The organism is Bradyrhizobium sp. WBOS08, assembly GCF_024585125.1.
GTDB classification, from domain to species: Bacteria; Pseudomonadota; Alphaproteobacteria; order Rhizobiales; family Xanthobacteraceae; genus Bradyrhizobium; species Bradyrhizobium japonicum_B.
The window spans coordinates 2,457,085-2,476,680 of record NZ_CP028988.1; the positions used below are offsets into that span (position 1 = coordinate 2,457,085).

At 65.9% G+C, this 19,596-nt stretch carries 14 protein-coding genes; 11 read left to right on the forward strand and 3 right to left on the reverse strand.

Translation table 11 applies throughout. The features are described from left to right. The first annotated feature begins 72 nt into the window (after positions 1 to 72). Genes DCM80_RS11780 through DCM80_RS11795 form a run of 4 tightly spaced genes read left to right on the forward strand, consistent with a single transcriptional unit; the run spans position 73 to position 4,674 of the window. Positions 73 to 726 carry an ABC transporter ATP-binding protein gene (locus DCM80_RS11780; protein ID WP_257197106.1) on the forward strand — a complete coding sequence of 218 codons (654 nt, stop codon included), beginning with the start codon at positions 73 to 75 and terminating at the stop codon, positions 724 to 726. Further along, positions 723 to 3,185: an FtsX-like permease family protein gene (locus DCM80_RS11785; protein WP_257197107.1), complete on the forward strand. Its 2,463-nt coding sequence runs from the start codon at positions 723 to 725 to the stop codon at positions 3,183 to 3,185. The genes DCM80_RS11780 and DCM80_RS11785 overlap by 4 nt, the downstream gene beginning before the upstream one ends. After that, on the forward strand, positions 3,175 to 4,257 hold the full coding sequence (locus DCM80_RS11790; RefSeq protein WP_257197108.1) for a lipocalin-like domain-containing protein: 1,083 nt from the start codon (positions 3,175 to 3,177) through the stop codon (positions 4,255 to 4,257). The genes DCM80_RS11785 and DCM80_RS11790 overlap by 11 nt, the downstream gene beginning before the upstream one ends. Positions 4,258 to 4,284: 27 nt before the next feature. Then, complete coding sequence (locus DCM80_RS11795; protein WP_257197109.1) at positions 4,285 to 4,674, forward strand: MAPEG family protein; 390 nt, start codon at positions 4,285 to 4,287, stop codon at positions 4,672 to 4,674. A 157-nt stretch (positions 4,675 to 4,831) separates the two neighbouring features. Here DCM80_RS11795 and DCM80_RS11800 read toward each other — a convergent pair whose 3' ends face one another. The 3 genes from DCM80_RS11800 to DCM80_RS11810 all read right to left on the reverse strand — a co-directional run bounded on the left by DCM80_RS11800 (position 4,832) and on the right by DCM80_RS11810 (position 10,687). Then, complete coding sequence (locus tag DCM80_RS11800; RefSeq protein WP_257197110.1) at positions 4,832 to 6,025, reverse strand: ABC transporter substrate-binding protein; 1,194 nt, start codon at positions 6,023 to 6,025, stop codon at positions 4,832 to 4,834. A gap of 289 nt (positions 6,026 to 6,314) precedes the next feature. Beyond that, entirely contained in the window at positions 6,315 to 9,485 is a 3,171-nt protein-coding gene (locus DCM80_RS11805; protein ID WP_257197111.1) for an efflux RND transporter permease subunit, read from the reverse strand. Continuing rightward, positions 9,482 to 10,687 carry an efflux RND transporter periplasmic adaptor subunit gene (locus DCM80_RS11810; RefSeq protein WP_257197112.1) on the reverse strand — a complete coding sequence of 402 codons (1,206 nt, stop codon included), beginning with the start codon at positions 10,685 to 10,687 and terminating at the stop codon, positions 9,482 to 9,484. The genes DCM80_RS11805 and DCM80_RS11810 overlap by 4 nt, the downstream gene beginning before the upstream one ends. 255 nt (positions 10,688 to 10,942) lie before the next feature. Between DCM80_RS11810 and DCM80_RS11815 the strand changes: the two genes are divergently transcribed. The 7 genes from DCM80_RS11815 (at position 10,943) to DCM80_RS11845 (ending at position 19,595) form a co-directional block, all read left to right on the forward strand. Continuing rightward, positions 10,943 to 12,097, forward strand: a complete 1,155-nt coding sequence (locus tag DCM80_RS11815) for an iron-containing alcohol dehydrogenase (RefSeq protein ID WP_257197113.1) — start codon at positions 10,943 to 10,945, stop codon at positions 12,095 to 12,097. A 17-nt stretch (positions 12,098 to 12,114) separates the two neighbouring features. Next, positions 12,115 to 13,665, forward strand: a complete 1,551-nt coding sequence (locus DCM80_RS11820) for an AMP-binding protein (protein WP_257197114.1) — start codon at positions 12,115 to 12,117, stop codon at positions 13,663 to 13,665. Between the two features lie 261 nt (positions 13,666 to 13,926). Beyond that, positions 13,927 to 15,525: an ABC transporter substrate-binding protein gene (locus tag DCM80_RS11825; RefSeq protein WP_257197115.1), complete on the forward strand. Its 1,599-nt coding sequence runs from the start codon at positions 13,927 to 13,929 to the stop codon at positions 15,523 to 15,525. Between the two features lie 40 nt (positions 15,526 to 15,565). Continuing rightward, the gene (locus tag DCM80_RS11830; protein ID WP_257197116.1) at positions 15,566 to 16,513 is read left to right on the forward strand and encodes an ABC transporter permease; all 948 of its coding nucleotides are present in this window, start codon (positions 15,566 to 15,568) and stop codon (positions 16,511 to 16,513) included. A gap of 189 nt (positions 16,514 to 16,702) precedes the next feature. Further along, positions 16,703 to 17,596 carry an ABC transporter permease gene (locus tag DCM80_RS11835; protein WP_028133855.1) on the forward strand — a complete coding sequence of 298 codons (894 nt, stop codon included), beginning with the start codon at positions 16,703 to 16,705 and terminating at the stop codon, positions 17,594 to 17,596. Beyond that, a complete protein-coding gene (locus DCM80_RS11840; protein ID WP_257197117.1) occupies positions 17,596 to 18,603 on the forward strand; it encodes an ABC transporter ATP-binding protein in 1,008 nt (335 codons plus the stop codon). Before DCM80_RS11835 ends, DCM80_RS11840 begins: the two co-directional genes overlap by 1 nt. After that, entirely contained in the window at positions 18,600 to 19,595 is a 996-nt protein-coding gene (locus DCM80_RS11845) for an ABC transporter ATP-binding protein (protein ID WP_257197119.1), read from the forward strand. The genes DCM80_RS11840 and DCM80_RS11845 overlap by 4 nt, the downstream gene beginning before the upstream one ends. Position 19,596 lies beyond the last annotated feature (1 nt).

Sequence of the window (19,596 nt, forward strand, 5' to 3'; positions counted from 1 at the left end):
CCAACGCAACCCGGCATTTCCACAGCAAGTGTGCTACGCAACAAGTCCTCATTCCGTCCGGCGCCATTCATCGTGCTGAGCATCCGAAATCTTTCCAAGACCTTCTCCTCGGCCGGTGAACCGGTCCATGTGCTGCGCGGCGTCGATCTCGACCTCGGCAAGGGCGAACGCGTCGCGCTGACCGGCGAGTCCGGCAGCGGCAAGAGCACGCTGCTGCACCTGATCGCGGGGTTGGATGCCGCCGACGGCGGCACGATCCGGCTGGAGGACGTTGAGGTGACCCAGCTCTCCGATGCGGGTCGCGCCAGCTTGCGCCGCGACCGGGTCGGCCTGGTTTTTCAGCAGTTCAACCTGATCCCGAGCCTGTCGGTTGCGGACAATCTGGTGTTTCAGGCGCGGATCGCCGGCCGTCACGATGCAGCCTGGACCAAGGAGCTGACCGAACGGCTCGGGCTTGGATCACTTCTGAAGCGCTATCCCGAGCAATTGTCCGGAGGTCAGCAGCAACGGGTCGCGATCGGCCGGGCCCTGGCGACAAAGCCCTCGCTGCTGCTGGCGGACGAGCCGACCGGCAATCTCGACGAAGACACCGCCGAGGACGTGCTGGCGTTGGCGCGCGACCTCGTCGCGCGCACCGGCTGCGGCTTCCTGATGGTGACGCACAGCCTGCATCTGGCCGCAACACTCGACCGCCACCTCACCCTGCATGCGGGGCGGATCGCATGAGACGCGCGCTCTGGATCCTCGCGGTGCTGCTCAGCCATTGGCGTCGCCACAAGATGCAGTTCGCGACGCTTCTGGTCGGGCTGATCGCGGCGACCGCGCTGTGGAGCGGCGTGCAGGCCATCAACCAGCAGGCCCGCACCGCCTATGACCGTGCCGCAGCGACATTCGGCGGCACCCGCACGCCGATGCTGGTGGCACCGCATGCGGCAACGTTCTCGCAGGATCTTTTCGTAAAGCTCCGCCGCGCCGGCTGGGCGGTGTCGCCGGCACTGGAAGGCCGGGTCCAGATCAACGGCCGCTCGGTGCGGCTGCTCGGAATCGAGCCGGTGACGCTGCCGGCCGAAATCGGCAATGCGTCCCGCCTCGGTGCCGCCGATTTGAGCAGCTTCGTGGCGCCGCCGGGTCAGACCTTGGCGGCCCGCGAGACGCTGAGCGACTTACAGGCAGCGGAAGGCGCGGCACCTGCGATCAGCAACGGCGCAACATTGCCGCCGCTGCGCGTGCTGCCGCAGCTCGCGCCCGGCGTGCTGGTGGTCGATATCGGCGTGGCGCAGCGCCTGTTGAACAAGCCGGATCAGCTGTCGCGGCTGCTGATCGGCAAGCCGAAGAGCAAGCCCGCGCCGCTGGTCAGCGTCGTCGGCGACCAATTGCAGCTGGTCGAGCCGAATGCGGAGACCGAGTTGGAGCGCCTCACCGACAGCTTTCATCTCAACCTCACGGCGTTCGGCCTGCTGTCGTTCTTCGTCGGGCTCTTCATTGTCAATTCAGCCGTCGGCCTCGCCTTCGAGCAGCGGCTGCCGATGCTGCGGACGCTGCGCGCCTGCGGCGCCTCGGCGCGGCTCGTCAATTCCGTGCTGGTGGTCGAGCTCGTCGCGTTGGCGCTGGTCGCAGGATTGAGCGGGCTCGTGTGCGGCTATTTCATTGCCGCCGTGCTTCTGCCCGACGTCGCGGCGTCGCTGCGCGGGCTCTATGGCGCGCAGATCCCGGGGCAGCTCAGCTTGCGCCCCGAATGGTGGCTCGCCGGCATCGGCATCAGCATTGCGGGCGCGCTGGTCGCGGCGGCCACCAGCCTGATCAAGGCGATCACGATGCCGGTGCTGGCGACGGCGCAGCCGCGCGCGTGGCAGCAGCGGCAGCGCCGCTGGCTGGTTCTGCAAAGCTGCGCGGCCGGCGCCGTGTTCGCGGTCGCGCTGCTGCTGCTTCGCTACGGCGAAACGCTGATCGCGGGCTTTGGCTTGCTGGCGGCCCTGATGCTCGGCGCGGCCCTGATCCTGCCGGCGTTGCTCGAGCTCCTCCTGCTTGCAGGCCAACGTGCCGCGCGAAGACCGCTGGCGCTGTGGTTCTGGGCGGACAGCCGGCAGCAGCTCTCCGGCCTGTCGCTGGCGCTGATGGCGCTGCTGCTGGCGCTCGCCGTCAATGTCGGGGTGTCCACCATGGTGGAGACGTTCAGCCGCACCTTCCTCGGCTGGCTGAACGGGCGGCTCGCCGCCGACGTCTACATCAGCGCCTCCGACAACGCACAAGGTGTCGCGATCCGCAACTGGCTGAAAGAGCGCAGCGACGTGCAGGCGATCCTGTCGGGCGGGCGCGCCGAAGCGCAGCTTCAGGGCCAGCCGGTTGAGCTGCTCGGCCTGCCCGATCACGCGCTCTATCGCGAGCGCTGGCCGCTGCTGGAAACCGCGCCGCGCGCCTGGACCCGGCTGGTGCCCGGCAACGCCGCCTTCATCAGCGAGCAGCTCAGCCGCCGCCTGAATGTCCGCATCGGCGACGTCGTCGCGGTGCCGGCGCCTGGCGGGACTTGGGAGCTCGACATCGTCGGCATCTATGCCGATTACGGAAATCCCAGGGGACAGCTGACCGTGAACGTCGCGGCGCTGATCCGGCAATTTCCGCAGACGCCGCAGACGCGGATCGGCCTGATCGTCGCGAAGGAGAACATATCGGGCTTGATCGCGGCGTTGCAGAAGCAGTTCGCGCTCGACGACCGCAGCGTCGCCGACCAGGCGACGGTGAAGGCGGAATCGATCCGAATCTTCAACCGTACCTTTGCGGTGACCTCGGCGCTGAACGCCTTCACGCTCGGTGTCGCCGGGATCGCGCTGTTCACGAGCCTGCTCACGCTGGCGAATTCCCGCCTGCCGCAGCTCGCGCCGTTGTGGGCGATCGGCATCACGCGGCCGCGCCTTGCCGCAATCGAGCTGACCAAGACGCTGTCGGTGGCGCTGTTCACGGCGCTGCTGGCGGTGCCGCTCGGCCTTCTGGTGGCATGGTGCCTGATCGCGATCGTGAACGTGAAGGCGTTCGGCTGGCGGCTGCCGTTCCATGTGTTTCCGGAGCAATTGATCGGGCTGGTCGCGGTGGCGCTGCTGGCCTCGCTGCTGGCGGCCCTCCCGCCGGTGGTGCGGCTGGCGCGGATGCAGCCGGCGAGCCTCGTCAAGGTGTTCGCCAATGAGCGCTGATCGTATCTCGCGCCGCGCCTTCGGCGGCGGCATTGCCGCGCTGGCGCTCGCGCGCCGCGCCGCTGCGCAAGGCTATGCCGGGCTCGGCGAGACCGCGGACGGCTTTGCGAAGGTGACGCCGGGACGACCATTTGCCTTTCCGGCCGATCACGGGCCGCATCCGGAGTTTCGCATCGAATGGTGGTATCTCACGGCCAACCTCGTCGATGCCAGCGGTGCGGCTTGCGGCCTGCAATGGACGCTGTTCCGCCAGGCGGCGCAGCCGGGCCCGCAAGGCGAAGGCTGGGCCAATCAGCAGGTCTGGATGGCCCATGCCGCGGTGACGCGCGCCGACACTCATCGCTTCAACGAAACATTTTCGCGCGGCGGCGTCGGGCAGGCCGGAGTCACGGAAAAGCCGTTCGATGCCTGGATCGACGATTGGCAAATGAAGGGCCTCGAGCCCACCGACGATCGCAATCTGGCGCCGCTGACGCTGAAGGCGTCCGGCACCGATTTCAGCTACGCGCTGACGCTCGAGGCCGACCGTCCCGTGGTGTTGCAGGGCGACGGCGGCTACAGCCGCAAGTCCGAACGCGGCCAGGCGTCCTATTATTACAGCCAGCCGTTCTACCGCGCCCGCGGCACGCTCACCATCGACGACAAGGCGGCCAGTGTCTCGGGCCAGGCCTGGATGGACAGGGAATGGAGCAGCCAGCCGCTCGACACGGATCAGACCGGCTGGGACTGGCTGTCGCTGCATCTGTCGTCGGGCGACAAGCTGATGCTGTACCGGCTGCGGCAGAGGGACGGCAAGAATCATCCGTTCGGCAATTGGATCGACGCCTCCGGCAACACGCAGATGATCGCGGGGGACGACATCCAGATGATTCCGAAAGCGACGGTGGAGGTCGCAGGACGCAAGGTGCCGGTGGAATGGCACATCGCGATCCCGTCGCGATCGTTCTCGATCCTGTGCAAGCCGCTCAATCCGAAAGCCTGGATGGGGACCGGCTTTCCCTATTGGGAAGGGCCGATCGGCTTTGCCGGAAGCCATGACGGTGTTGGTTATCTCGAGATGACCGGCTATTGAAGCCGCGACCTCTAAAGGGACCTCGCGATGTATCACCTCACCGCCCTCGTCACCCTGCTGGCGATCGCATTTTACTTCTTCACCATCATCAACGTCTCGCGCGCGCGCACCAAGACCGGCGTCAAGGTGCCCGCGACGTCAGGCCATCCGGATTTCGACCGTGCCTTCCGCATCCAGATGAACACGCTGGAATGGATGCCGATCGTCCTGCCGGCGCTGTGGCTGTTCGCAGTCTACATCAGCGACGCCATCGCCGCGGGGCTCGGCGCGGTCTGGATCATCGGCCGCGTCGTCTATTTCATCGGCTATTCGAAGGCCGCGGCCAAGCGCGGCCCAGGGTTTGCGATCCAGATACTCGCGGCGTTTGCGCTGTGGGTGGGAGCGCTGGGGGCGGTGGTGTTGCGGCTGGTGAAGTAAACCGCGGGATCACACGGCTCGTGTCCCGGGCGCGGTGCAGCGTGTAGCGCTGCGCCGCTGAACCGGGACCCAGTCAGGCCTCGACGCCCGGAGCGGCCTGGGTCCCGGCTCTGCGCAGTAGCGTTTCACGCTGCAGCGCGTCCGGGACACGATACCCTCACTTCGTCAGCGGGCAGCCGCTTTCCTTGGCGGTGAAGAAGGCCTTGTCGCCGGGGACGGTGGCGAGCAGCTTGTAATAGTCCCAGGGCTTCTTCGAGTCCGCGGGCTTCTTGACCTCGAACAGATACATGTCGTGGACCATGCGGCCGTTCTCGAGCACCTTGCCGCCTTGCGCGAAGTCGTCGTCGACCGGAAGCTCCTTCAGCTTCTTGGCGACGGCATCCGGATCCTTGGTGCCCGCGGCCTTGACCGCCTTCAGATAGCTCAGCGTCGCCGAATAGGTGCCGGCCTGGATCATGTTCGGCATCCGCCCGGTGCGCTTGAGGAAGCGCTCGCCGAGATTGCGGCTCTTGTCGTTGACGTCCCAGTAAAAGCCTTCAGTCAGCACCAGGCCCTGCGCGGCCTGCAGGCCGAGACCGTGCACTTCGGCAAGCGTCATCAACAGGCCGGCGAGCTTCTGACCACTGGCGACGATGCCGAACTCGGACGCCTGCTTGATCGAGTTGGTGGTATCGAGGCCGGCATTGGCGAGGCCGACGATCTTGGCCTTGGAGCTCTGCGCCTGCAGCAGGAAGGAGGAGAAGTCCGAGGAGTTGAGCGGCACGCGTACCGAGCCGACCACCTTGCCGCCGTTGGCGGCGACGATCTCGCTGGTGTCCTTCTCCAGCGCATAGCCGAAGGCGTAATCCGCGGTGAGGAAGAACCAGGTGTCGCCACCGGCCTTGGTCAACGCGCCGCCGGTGCCGACGCCGAGCGCACGGGTGTCGTAGGCCCAGTGGAAGCCATAGGGCTGGCAGGCATCGCCCGTCAGCCGCGAGGTCGCGGCGCCGACGACGATGTCGATCTTCTTCTTTTCCTTGGACAGCTCGTGGATCGCGAGCGCGACAGAGGAGGTCGTCAGCTCCGTGATCATGTCGACGTTCTCGACGTCGTACCAGCGCCGCGCGATCGAGGCGGCAAGGTCCGGCTTGTTCTGGTGGTCCGCGGTGACGAGCTCGATCTTCTGGCCGAGCACCTCGCCGCCAAAATCCTCGATCGCCATCCTGGCCGCCTCGACCGACCATTTGCCGCCGTAATCGGCATAGACGCCGGACTGGTCGTTGAGGATGCCGATCTTGACGCCTTGGGCGGAGGCCGGCGCGGCAAGCACCAGAGCGGAGGTTACGACGGCGGCCAAAAGTGCTGATTTCATCTATTATCTCCCAGCAGTTTCTGTTTTGAAATCGCGCGGATATTAGGGAAGAACCCCGCGCCTGCCCATCCGTTTCAAGTTGGTCGTTAGTATGAAGGGCTCGCCGCACAACAACTGGTGTCGTCCCGGACGAGCGAAGCGAAGATCCGGGATCCATAGCCACAGGGAGTAGTTTGACGAAGACTCGTGGTTGCCTGTCTTCGCCAAACCTCTCCCTGTGGTTATGGATCCCCGCCTACGCGGGGATGACGGCCGAGGGTGTGGAGGCGCCGGTGGCCATCACTTGCCTCTAAGAGGCCGCCAGCTCCGGCTTCTTCCCCTCGTTCCGCCCCTCCGCCAGGTTCCGCACCACCACATAAAAGATCGGCGTGAACAGCAGGCCGAACAGGGTGACGCCGATCATGCCGAAGAACACGGCGACGCCAACCGCCTGCCGCATCTCGGAACCGGAGCCGGTCGAGATCACCAAAGGCAGCACGCCGAGGATGAAGGCGAAGGAGGTCATCAGGATCGGCCGCAGGCGCAGACGGCAGGCCTCGATCACGGCCTCCAGCCGTGGCCTGCCTTCGTTCTCGATGTCGCGCGCGAACTCGACGATCAGAATCGCGTTCTTCGCCGCCAGCCCCACCAGCACGACGAAGCCGATCTGGGTGAGGATGTTGACGTCCTGGCCCATGAGCCGCACGCCGATGGTGGCAGCCAGCAGGCACATCGGCACGATCAGGATCACCGCGAACGGCAGGGTCCAGCTGCCATATTGCGCGGCCAGCACGAGATAGACGAACAGCACGCAGATCGGGAACACGTAGAGGCCGGCATTGCCGCCGGTGACCTGCTGATAGGATAGATCCGTCCATTCAAAGGTAAAGCCGCTCGGCAAGGTGTCGTTCGCCAGCTGCTTGATGGCGTTGAGCGCGGTGGTCGAGCTGGTGCCTGGCGCGGGCTCGCCCTGGAGCTCGGAGGCGGCATAGAGATTGTAGCGCGCGACGCGGTCGGGACCCGAGACGTCCTTGAACTCAACCACGCTGCCGAGCATCACCATGTCGCCGGAGGCATTGCGCGTGCGCAGGCGTGCAAGATCGCTGGGCTCCTTGCGGAACGGGAAGTCGGCCTGCGCGGTGACGTGATAGGTGCGCCCGAACAGGTTGAAGTCGTTGACATAGGTCGATCCGAAATAGCTCTGGATCGTGTCGTTGATGTTCGAGATGGGGACGCCGAGCTTCTGCGCCTTGGTGCGGTCGATATCGACGAAGAGCTGCGGCGTGTTGGCCGTGAACGGCGAGAACACCGAGGGGCCGAGCAGGAGCGGCGATTTGCGCGCTGCGGCGACGAGTTCGTCGGTGGCCGCGGCGAGCATTTCGGGCCCGCGGCCCTGGCGGTCCTGGATGCGGATGGTGAAGCCGCCGCCGGTGCCGATGCCGGGCACGGCCGGCGGTGGAATCACGATGATGAATGCGCCCTGGATCGCGGACAGGCGCTTGCGCAGTTCGACTGTAATGGCGGTTGCGGACAGCCCCTTCTTGATCCGCGCCTCGGGCTCGTCGAACACCGGGAACAGCGCCGCCGCATTGCCGGCCTGCGTGCGGGTGGCGCCGGAGAAGCCGGCAAAGGCGGCGACGCGGACGATGCCCGGCGTATCGAGCGCGATCCGCTCGATCTCGCGCACGACCTCGGTGGTGCGCGCCAGCGAGGCCGCGCCCGGCAATTGCACGGAGACGATGACGTAGCCGCGATCCTGCGCCGGAATGAAGCCCTGCGGCGTGGTCACGATCAGCCAGCCGGCGCTGCCGATCAGCACGACGTAGATCAGGAGCATCAGCACCGAATGCCGGATCACGAAATTGGCGAGGCCGGCATAACCGTGCGCCAGGCGGTCGAACACGCGGTTGAACACGCCGGTGAAGGCACCCCACGCCCGTGCGACGACATTCCAGCTCGCCGGCGGTCGCTTCTCCTCGTGCGGGGTGAGGATCAGCGATGCCAATGCCGGCGACAGCGTCAGCGAGCAGAAGCACGAGATCGCGGTCGCAACCGCGATGGTGACGGCGAATTGCTGGAAGAACTGCCCGGAGATGCCGCCCAAGAATGCCGTCGGCACGAACACCGCGCACAGCACCAAGGCGATCGAGACCAGCGCGCTGCCGACTTCCTCCATCGTCTTCAGCGCGGCGTCGCGCCGGCTCATGCCGTGCTCGAGATGCCGCTCGACATTCTCGACCACCACGATCGCGTCGTCGACCACGATGCCGACGGCCAGGACGAGGCCGAACAGCGTTAGATTGTTGATGGAAAAGCCCAGCGCCGCCATCACCGCGAAGGTGCCGACCAGCGACACCGGGATCGCGATGATCGGAATGATCGCGGGACGCCATCCCTGCAGGAACACCAGCACCACGATCACCACGAGCAGCATGGCCTCGTAGATGGTCTTGATCAGTTCGTGGACCGACTGGGCGATGAACTCGGTCGGGTTGTAGCCGATATTGTAATCGAGGCCCTTCGGGAAGCTCTCCTTCAGCCTCGTCATGGTGTCGTTGATGTTCTTTGCCGTGGCGAGAGCGTTCGACCCCGGCCGCTGCGTCACCAGCATGGCGACCGCGGATTTGCGCAGCAGGAAGCTGTTGGTGGAGTACGCCAGCGCACCGAGCTCGACGCGGGCGACGTCGCGCAACCGCACGACGCGGCCGTCGGACCCGGCCTTGATCAGGATGTCCTCGAACTGTTTCTGGTCCTTCAGGCGCCCGGTGAAGGTGAGATTCGGCTGGAAGGCGCGGTCGGCGATCGGCGGCTCGGCGATCTGGCCGCCGGCGATCTGCACGTTCTGGGCCCGGATCGCAGCCAGCACCTCGGCCGAGGTCAGGCCGAGATTGGCGATCCGGTCAGGGTCGAGCCACAGCCGCATCGAATAGTCACGCGCGCCGAAGATCTGGATGTCGCCGACGCCGTCGAGACGCAGCAGCTGGTCGCGGACCTGGAGCAGCGCGTAGTTGGAGATGTAGAGCTGGTCGAAGGTGTCGTCAGGCGACAGCATGAACACGACCATCAGGATGTCGGGCGAGTTCTTGCGCGTGGTGACGCCGTTGCGCTGGACTTCCTCGGGCAGCCGCGGCTGCGCGATGGCGACGCGGTTCTGCACCAGCACCTGGGCCTTGTCGAGGTCGGTGCCGAGCTTGAAGGTGACGGTGATGGTGAGCTGGCCGTTCGAGGTGGCCTGGCTGTAGAGGTACAGCATGTCCTCGACGCCGTTGATCTCCTGCTCGATCGGCGCGGCCACCGTGTCGGACACCGTCTGCGCGGAGGCGCCGGGATATTGCGTCGTGACCACCACGGTCGGCGGCACCACTTGCGGATATTCGGAGACCGGCAGCGTGGTGTAGGCGAGCGCGCCGACGATCAGGAGCACGATCGACAGCACCATCGCCAAGATGGGCTGGTTGATGGAGAGACGGCCGAGATTCATGACTTGTTACCGGCTGGGGCTGGCGCGGTCTGCGGAGCGACCTTGGCGCCGACCCGGGCGCGCTGGATGCCGTTGACGATGACGCGGTCCTCCGCCTTCAACCCCTCGCGGATCACGCGCAGGCCGTCGTCCAGCGGGCCGAGCACCACGGGACGGGCCTCGACGGTGTCATCGGGCTTCACCACGAAAACGATCTTGCGGGACTGGTCGGTCGCGACGGCGGCATCGGGAATCAGCAGAGCCTCGTAGGGCGCGCTGCCGATCAGCCTGACACGGCCGAACTGGCCGGGCAGGATCGAAAGGTCGGTGTTCTTGACGACCGCGCGGCTCCTCAGCGTGCCGGTCGAGACGTCGAGGCGGTTGTCGAGAAAGTTGATGGTGCCTTCGTGCGACGGCTTGGTCTCGCCGGCGAGCGTGACCTGCACCGGGTTCGCCGTATCGCGCGAGCTTGGGCGCCGGCCTTCGAACCACAGCTTGCTGTATTTGATGAAGGTCGCCTCGTCCATGTCGAAATAGATGTAGATCGGATCAAGCGTGACGATGGACGTCAGCAATGTCGACGTGCCGCTGTCGCTGCCCTGCACGAGATTGCCGGGACTGACGAGATGGCGGCTGACGCGTCCCGTCAGCGGCGCCGTCACATGGGTGAACTCGATGTTGAGCTTGGCGGCCTTCAGGGCGCCTTCGGCCTGCATCTCGGCGGCATGCGCGGCCTGCAGGGCTTGGCGGCGCTGATCGACGACTTGCTCGGAGACCGCGCTGGTCTGCACCAGACTGAGGCCGCGGTCGAGCTCGCGCTTGGCAAGCTCCACCTTGGCCCGTGCATCGGACAGCTGCCCTTCCGCCTGTATCGCCACCGCCTCGAACGGGCGCGGGTCGATCACGTAGAGCAGATCGCCCTGTCGCACGATCGCGCCGTCCTGGAAGTCCACCGAATTGACGAAGCCGCCGACGCGCGGGCGCACCTGCACCTCCTCGACCGCCTCGAAGCGTCCGGTGAACTCGTCCCAATCGGTGACGGTGCGCTTGACCGGCTGGGCCACCGTCACCGCCGCCGGCGGCGGCGCGGCGGCCTGCGAAGCCGGCTTGTCACAACCAGTGAGCGCGACAGCCGCGACGAGCAGCGCGGCGATTGCAATCGGTCGGGTCAGAACGAAATCGTGCTTTTTGACAAACCGCCCGCTTCCATCCGGTCCGCTCATCCCAGGTCCTCGCGCAAAAGCCGCAGAAAGCCACATGGTACGCTTCTACCTGCGGGCGCCACAAGATGAGTGGCCAAGATGAACTCTTCAAGACCGCGGTGCGCGCAATGCTCGGGCCAGCGCCCTGGCCGGAAGACGGGTTGACAGTTCGAGAGCCGGCTTCGGCGCCCTCAGCGCCTTCACACATGACGAGACCCGGCAGCTCGGCTAGATTAACCTGCACAAAAACAAGGCGAATTGTCCGGGAGGACAGGCGTGCACCAGGGACGTGTCGTTTTCGGCGCGATCGAGGAGGTCGTATTCGGCCATCCCGCGGCCGACGCCATCGTCGCGCAGATGGACCGGCTGGGAACGCGCCGCGCCTTCCTGATGGTCTCCGGCACGCTCAACCGGCAAACCGACGAAATCGAGACGATCAAGCAGGCGCTGGGCCCGCGCTGCGCCGGCCTGTTCGACGCCATGCCGGCGCATACGCCGCGCGAGGCGGTGATCGCGGCCACACATGCGGCCCGCGCGGCGGAGGCTGATCTGATCGTCACCGTGGGCGGCGGCTCGATCACCGACGGTGCCAAGGCGGTGCAGCTTTGCCTCGCCAATGGCATCACCGATGTCGAGGGCATCGAGCGCATCCGCGTCCGCAAGGGCATCGCGCCCGAGATGAATGCGCCGACGGTGCGGCAGGTCAGCGTGCCGACCACGATCGCCGGGGGCGAGTTCAGCGCGATCGCCGGCGTCACCGACCGCAGCACGAACGTGAAGCAGATGCTGCGGCATCCGCTGACGGTGCCGCGCGCGACCATCCTCGATCCGGCCATCACCGTGCACACGCCGGAATGGCTGTTCCTGTCGACCGGCATCCGTGCCATCGACCATTGCGTCGAGGCGATCTGCTCGCGCGAGACGCATCCCTATGCCGACGCGCAGGCGGTGAAGGGCCTCGCCATGCTCGCCGACGCGCTGCCGCGGGTGAAGGCCAATCCCGCAGATCTCGACGCACGAATGGACGCGCAGATCGGCACTTGGCTATCGATGGGCGCGCTCGCTGCCGGCGTGCCAATGGGCGCGAGCCACGGCATCGGCTACGTGCTGGGGGCGGCCTTCGACGTGCCGCACGGCTACACCTCCTGCGTCATGCTGCCGGCGGTGATGCGCTGGAACGGGCGCGACAATGCCGAGCGGCAGATGATCGTCGCCGCCGCCATGGGCTATCCCGGCCACAACGCCGCCGACGTGCTCGATGCCTTCATCCGCTCGCTCGGCATGCCGCGCAGCCTCGCTGAGGTGCATGTGTCGCCCGAGCATTTCGAGTCGATCGCCGAACAGGCGATGCGCACGCCCTGGGTGCCGCGCAACCCGCGCAAGATCGAAGGCCCGGCAGAGGTGCGCGAAATCCTGCTTCTCGCCGCATGATTCAAGCCGGAGGATAGATGTATACAGGTCACCACGCCCGCCTGCGCCCGCTGCAGCCCGCCTTCATCATGGCGTCGACCGGCGAGGCCGTCACCTATCGCGAGCTCGAGGCGCGCAGCAACCGGCTGGCGCATCTGTTCCGCAAGCACGGCTTGAGGCGGCTCGACCATTACTCGATCTTCATGGAGAACAATTCGCGCTACCTGGAAGCCTGCGGCGCGGGCGAACGCTCCGGGCTGTACTACACCTGCATCAATTCCTTCCTGACACCGGGCGAGCTCGCTTATCTGCTCGTCAACAGCCAGTCGAAAATCCTGATCACGTCGGTGGCGAAGCTCGACATTGCGCGCGAGGCGATCAAGTCCTGCCCCGATATCAAGCTCTGCATCGTCGCCGATGGCCCGGGCGAAAGCGAGCGCATCGTCGGGCTTGCGGACGTGACCGCAGGTCTGCCGGCGACACCGATCGCGGACGAATGGCTGGGCACGGCCATGCTGTACTCGTCCGGCACGACGGGACGACCGAAAGGCATCCTGCGGCCGCTGCCGGAGGAGCCGCCGAAGCACAATCTGCCGCTGTTCGATTTCCTGACCAAGCTCTGGCACTACCGTGAGGGCATGGTCTATCTCTCGCCGGCCCCGCTCTATCATTCCGCACCGCAAGCCGCCGTGAACCTCACGATCCGCATGGGCGGCACCGTGATCATCATGGAGAGCTTCGATCCCGAAAGGTACCTCGAGCTGGTCCAGCGCTGGGGCATCACGCACACCCAACTGGTGCCGACGATGTTCTCGCGCATGCTGAAGCTGCCGGAGGAGGTCCGCAAACGCTACGACCTGTCGTCGCTCGAGATCGCGATCCATGCCGCCGCGCCCTGCCCGGCTCTGGTCAAGGACGACATGATGAGATGGTGGGGACCCATCATCCACGAATATTACGGCGCGACCGAGGGCCTCGGCTTCACCGCCTGCAACAGCGAAGAATGGCTTAGCCATCGCGGCACCGTCGGCAAGGTGCTGCTCGGCGACCTCCACATCCTCGACGAGAACATGCGGGAATGTCCGGCCGGGACGCCCGGCCAAGTCTGGTTCAAGACGGCGACGGCGTTCGAATATTTCAACGACCCGGAGAAGACCAAGGAGGCGCGCTCGGCCGACGGCAGCATGAGCACGGTCGGCGATGTCGGCTACGTCGACCAGGACCGCTTCCTGTACCTGACCGACCGTGCGACCTTCATGATCATTTCCGGGGGAGTGAACATCTATCCGCAGGAATGCGAAAACCTCCTGATCACCCATCCGAAGGTCGCCGATGCCGCGGTGTTCGGTGTGCCCAATGCCGATCTCGGCGAGGAGGTGAAGGCGGTGGTGCAGCCGATGCCGGGCGTGGTGCCGGACGCGGAGCTGGCCGAGGAGCTGATCGCGTTCTGCGCGAAATCGCTGTCGCGGCAGAAGGTACCGCGCTCGGTCGATTTCGAGAAGGAATTGCCGCGGCTGCCGACCGGGAAGCTGTACAAGCGCCTGCTGCGGGACCGCTATTGGGGAAACAAGGCGTCAAGGATCGTGTGAGCTCCAAGCGCCGCGGTCGTCAGGCACAGGCGGAGCGCAGATCCGAGACGACAGCGGAATGTGTTGGTGCAATCGCGCACAACGTCTGCGCCGGGAACCATCTCTTCGCACCTGCACTCTCACACTGTCCGATGTGAGACCATCCGGCCTGTCCGTCATCCGAAATGTCGAGACGGCGCGATCGGGGTTGCCACGCGCGGCTTGCGTGCTATCGTCGCGACAAACAGGCCGCAAAAAGGCCGATGTCCAGGGAGGATGAGCATGCGGAGCGTGTGGGCGCTCGCCGTGACGGCGGTGCTATCTGTGCTGACGGCCTCAACTGCCACGCTTGCCGGCGAGCCCAAGCAGGGCGGCGTCCTGCGGATGTATCACCGCGACAGTCCGGCCAACGCCTCGATCCTCGAAGGCGCGACCTATTCGGTCAACGTGCCGTTCATGGGGGTCTTCAACAATCTCGTCATCTACGATCAGCACATCGCGCAGAACACTCCCGATACGCTCAGGCCCGAGCTCGCCGAAAGCTGGTCCTGGAGCAGCGACAACAAGAAGCTGACGTTCAAGCTGCGTCGGGGCGTCAAATGGCACGACGGCAAGCCGTTCACGTCGGCCGACGTCAAATGCAGCTTCGATCTCCTGATGGGCAAATCGCAGCAGAAGCTGCGGCAAAATCCACGCAAGGCCTGGTACAACGAAGTCAACGAGATCACGACGAGCGGAGATTTCGAGGTCTCATTCGCCCTGAAGCGGCCGCAACCCTCGCTGCTGGCGATGCTGGCATCCGGCTATACGCCGGTTTATCCCTGCCACGTCTCTCCGGCGGACATGCGCACCCATCCGATCGGGACCGGACCGTTCAAGTTCGTCGAGTTCAAGGCCAATGAATCGATCAAGCTGACGCGAAATCCGGACTATTGGAAGAAGGGCCTGCCCTATCTCGACGGCATCGAGTACACGATCATCACGAACCGCTCGACCGCGATCCTCGCTTTCGTCGCCGGCAAGTTCGACATGACCTTCCCGACGCACATCACGATCCCGCTGCTGAAGGACATCAAGTCGCAGGCGCCGAACGCGACCTGCGTCGTCGAGCCGACCAACGTCTCGACCAACATCATCGTCAATTCGACCTCGGCGCCGTTCGACAACATCGATGTTCGCAGAGCCATGTCGCTCGCGCTCGACCGCAAGGCCTTCGTCGACATCCTGTTCGAGGGCCAGGCCGATATCGGCGGCACCATGTTGCCGCCGCCCCAGGGCATCTGGGGCATGCCCAAGGACAAGCTCGAGACCATTCCGGGCTACGGCCCGAACGTCAACGCGAACCGCGAGGAGGCGAAAAAGCTGATGCAGAAGGCGGGCTACGGTCCCGACAAGCATCTTGCGGTGAAGGTCTCGACACGCAACATCGCGGAATATCGCGACCCCGCGGTGATCCTGATCGACCAGCTCAAGAGCATCTATATCGACGGCGAGCTCGACGTGGTGGAAACCGCCAACTGGTTTCCGAAGGTCGCGCGCAAGGACTACATGCTCGGCCTCAACCTGACCGGCAGCGCGGTCGACGACCCCGACCAGTCCTTCTACGAGAACTATTCCTGCGGCTCGGAGCGCAACTACACCAATTACTGCAACAAGGAGATCGAGAAGCTGTTCGACGTGCAATCGCAGGAGACCGACGTCAACAAGCGCAAGCCGCTGGTGTGGGACATCGACAGGAAGCTGCAGGAGGACGTCGCCCGCCCGATCATCTTCCATGCACGCGCCGGCACCTGCTGGCAGCCTTACGTCAAGGGCGTTACGATCATGTCGAACAGCTCCTATAACGGCTTTCGCTACGAGGATGTGTGGCTCGACAAGTAGCACGGCAGGCTGAAGGCTAGCGGCTCGCGGAGGGCGAAGGATGTTTGCCTATCTGGTGCGACGCCTGTTCCTGATGCTCGTGACCCTGCTCGGGATCTCGGTCGTCATCTTCGTCCTGCTGCGCGTCGTGCCCGGCAATATCGTCGACATCCTGTTCGCCGCCGCCGGCTATGTCGACCCCGCCGACAAGGCCAATCTGGAGAAGGAGCTCGGCATCGACCAACCGCTGATCGTGCAATATTGGCATTGGATCAGCGGCTTTGTGCGCGGCGACTTTGGTTTTTCCTACGTTTCCGAGAAGCCGGCGCTGCAGGAGATATTGCCGCGAATTCCGATCACGGCAAAGCTGGCCGGCCTCGCGCTGCTATTCTCGGCCTCGATCGGGATTCCCTTGGGCGTCATCAGCGCCGTGAGGCAAGGCGCGCGGCTTGATTACGCCTTGCGCGTGGTCAGCCTCAGCGGCCTGTCGCTGCCCTCGTTCTGGCTCGGCCTTCTGATCCTCACCGCGTCGGTGGCGATGTTCGGCCAGATGCCGATCTTCAACCCGAACCCGCAGACCTGGCTCGAGGCGTTCGCGACCTACGCCGTGCCGGCCGCCGCCGTCGGCTTCCGCAGCGCGGCGCTGACGATGCGCATCACCCGGTCCTCGATGCTGGAAGTGCTGCGGCAGGACTACATCCGCACCGCGCGCGCCAAGGGCGCCTCCGATGCCGCCGTGAACTACCGTCACGCGCTGAAGAACGCGATTCTGCCCGTGATCACCGTGATCGGCATCGAAGCGGCCTTCCTGATCGGCGGCCTGATCGTCACCGAGACCGTGTTCAACATCCCCGGTGTCGCCCGCTTCCTGGTCGAGGCGATCCGCTGGCGCGACTATCCGATCGTGCAGAACCTCGTGATGTTCATCGCCGTGGTCGTCGTGGTCGCGAATTTCACCGTCGACATGCTCTACGCGGTGTTCGACCCGCGGATCAGGTACACGGATTAGGCGCCGTGATGTGGAAACAGCCAGACGCGACGGCGGTGCTCCACCTCTCCCGTAGGGAGAGGTCGGATCGCATCGGAAGATGCGATCCGGGTGAGGGGTTGCGTCTCGTTAGGCCTGAGCCCCCTCACCCGGCGCTACGCGCCGACCTCTCCCCGACGGCGAGAGGTGCATCTCCCTGCGGAGGCCCACATGGCCGCGATCGACTTCGACGTTGAACTGAGGCGCGCCGGCGCGCATGCCACCGGCGGCTGGCGGCGCGTGCTGTTCCTGGCGCAGCGGCACGTGCTCGGCGCGGCCGGGCTCGTCATCATGACGGTGTTCGTGCTCACCGCGGTCTTTGCCGATTTCATCGCGCGCTATGACCCGCTGACGGTCGATTCCGCGCGCGCGCTGGCGCGCCCGAGCTGGGCGCACTGGATGGGGACCGATTCCTTCGGCCGCGACGTGTTCAGCCGCATCATCCACGGCGCGCGCATCTCGCTCGCCGTCGGCATCGGCTCGACCGCGCTCGGCGGCACGATCGGCGTCATCGTCGGGCTCACGTCCGGCTATCTGTCCGGCTGGGTCGATCTCGTGTTCCAGCGCGTTTCCGACGTTCTTCAGGCGCTGCCGCTACTGGTCCTCGCCCTGATCATGACGGCGGCGCTCGGCCCGTCCCTGCCGAACGTCATCATCGCCATCGCGATCCCGCTGATCCCGACCGTGTCGCGCGTCACCCGCGCCAACACGCTGGCGCTGCGCGAGCAGCCCTTCGTCGAGGCCGCCAAGTCGATCGGCATGAGCGAGGTGCGCATCGCGCTGCGCCACGTGCTGCCGAACACGCTGGCGCCGCTGATCGTGCTCGCGACCGCCCAGCTCGGCTCGACCATCCTGACCGAGGCTTCCCTCTCCTTCCTCGGGCTCGGCATTCCCGAGCCCTATCCGTCCTGGGGCCGCATGCTGTCGGAATCCGCCGCCGAATATGTCCGCACGGCGCCCTGGCTCGTGATCTTTCCGGGCATCGCCATCAGCCTCGCCGTGTTCGGCGCCAACCTGTTCGGCGACGCCCTGCGCGACATTCTCGATCCCCGGCAGCGCGGCTGATGACGAATCAATCCGATCTCGTGCTCGAGGTGAAGAACCTGAAGACGGTGTTCTTCACCAATTCCGGCCTGTTCAAGGCCGTTGACGACCTCTCCTTCAGCGTGAGGCGCGGCGAAACCCTGGCGATCGTCGGCGAATCCGGCTGCGGCAAGAGCGTCACCGCGCTGTCGCTGATGCGGCTCGTGCCCGACCCGCCCGGCCGCATCGTCGGCGGCTCCGTCTCGCTCGAAGGCACCGATCTGCTGGCGCTGGACGAAGCCGAGATGCGCGCCGTCAGAGGCAATCGCGTCTCCATGATCTTCCAGGAGCCGATGACGTCGCTCAATCCGGTGATGCGGATCGGCGACCAGATCGTCGAAGCGGTGCGGCTGCACCGGAACATCCCGGCCAGGGAGGCCCAGGACATCGCCGTCGAGATGCTCCGCCTGGTGCGCATTCCCGAACCGGCGCGACGCGCGCGGGAATATCCGCATCAGCTGTCCGGCGGCATGCGCCAGCGCGCGATGATCGCGATGGCACTGGCCTGCCGGCCGGCGCTGCTGATCGCGGACGAGCCGACCACGGCGCTCGACGTCACCATCCAGGCGCAGATCCTGGCGCTGATCCTCGACCTCCAGAAGGAGCTCGGCACCGGGCTCGTGCTGATCACCCATGATCTCGGCGTCGTCGCCCAGACCGCGCAGCGCGTGATCGTGATGTATGCGGGGCGGAAGGTCGAGGAAGCCAGCGTCGAGGCGCTGTTCGCCTCGCCAAAGCATCCTTACACGCGCGGGCTGATGGCCTCGATCCCGGCCGTCCCCGCCCCCGGCATCGTCGCGCCGGCGCGGCTGAACGAGATCCCCGGCACGGTGCCGTCGCTGGTGCGCCTGCCGAAGGGGTGCGCCTTCGCGCCGCGCTGCAAGCTCGCCATCAAACGTTGCGAGGCCGAATATCCGCCGCTGGCGGATTGGGGCGGCGGCCATCTCGCCGCCTGCTGGCGCGCGGAAGAAGTCGCGGAGGTGGCATGACCGAAGCGCTGCTCGAGGTCACCGACCTCAAGAAATATTATCCGGTGCGGGCCGGCGTGCTGCGGCGGCAGGTCGGCACGGTGCATTCGGTCGACGGCGTCTCGTTTTCCCTTCAGGCCGGCGAGACGCTCGGGCTCGTCGGCGAGTCCGGCTGCGGCAAGTCGACGGTGGCGCGCAGCGTGCTGCGGCTGGTCGAGCCGACCTCCGGCCAGATTCGCCTCGACGGGGAGGACATCACCTACCTCTCCAAGTCTGCGCTGCGCCCGCACCGACGCTCGATGCAGATCGTATTCCAGGATCCGTTCGCCTCGCTCAATCCGCGCATGACCGCCGGCGACATCGTCGGCGAGCCGCTGATCGTGCATGGTCTCGCGACCGGCAAGGCGCTGGAGGCGCGGGTTGCAGAGTTGTTCGAGCAGGTGGGCTTGCGCCCCGACCAGATGCGCAACTTTCCGCATCAATTCTCCGGCGGCCAGCGCCAGCGCATCTGCATCGCGCGCGCGCTGGCGCTGGGGCCGCGCCTGATCGTCTGCGACGAGCCGGTCTCCGCGCTCGACGTCTCGATCCAGGCGCAAGTGATCAACCTTCTGATCGACCTGCAGCGACAGCACGGCTTCTCCTACCTCTTCATCGCCCACGACCTCGCCGTGGTCGCCCATATCAGCCACCGTGTCGCCGTGATGTATCTCGGCCGCATCGTCGAGATCGCAGGCAAGGACGAGCTGTTCCGCAATCCCAGGCATCCCTACACGCAGGCGCTGCTCGCCTCGGTGCCGATCGCCAACCCGCTGGCGAAGAAGCTCGCGCCGCTGGTCGACGGCGACGTGCCGAGCCCGGTCAATCCGCCGCCGGGCTGCGCGTTTCACACCCGCTGCCGGTTTGCGATGGAGCGGTGCAAGATCGAGCGGCCGGCGCTGCTGGATGCGGGCGACGGCCACCAGGTGGCGTGTCTGCTCAATGAGGGGACTGGGCGCAGCAACACCATCGCGTAGG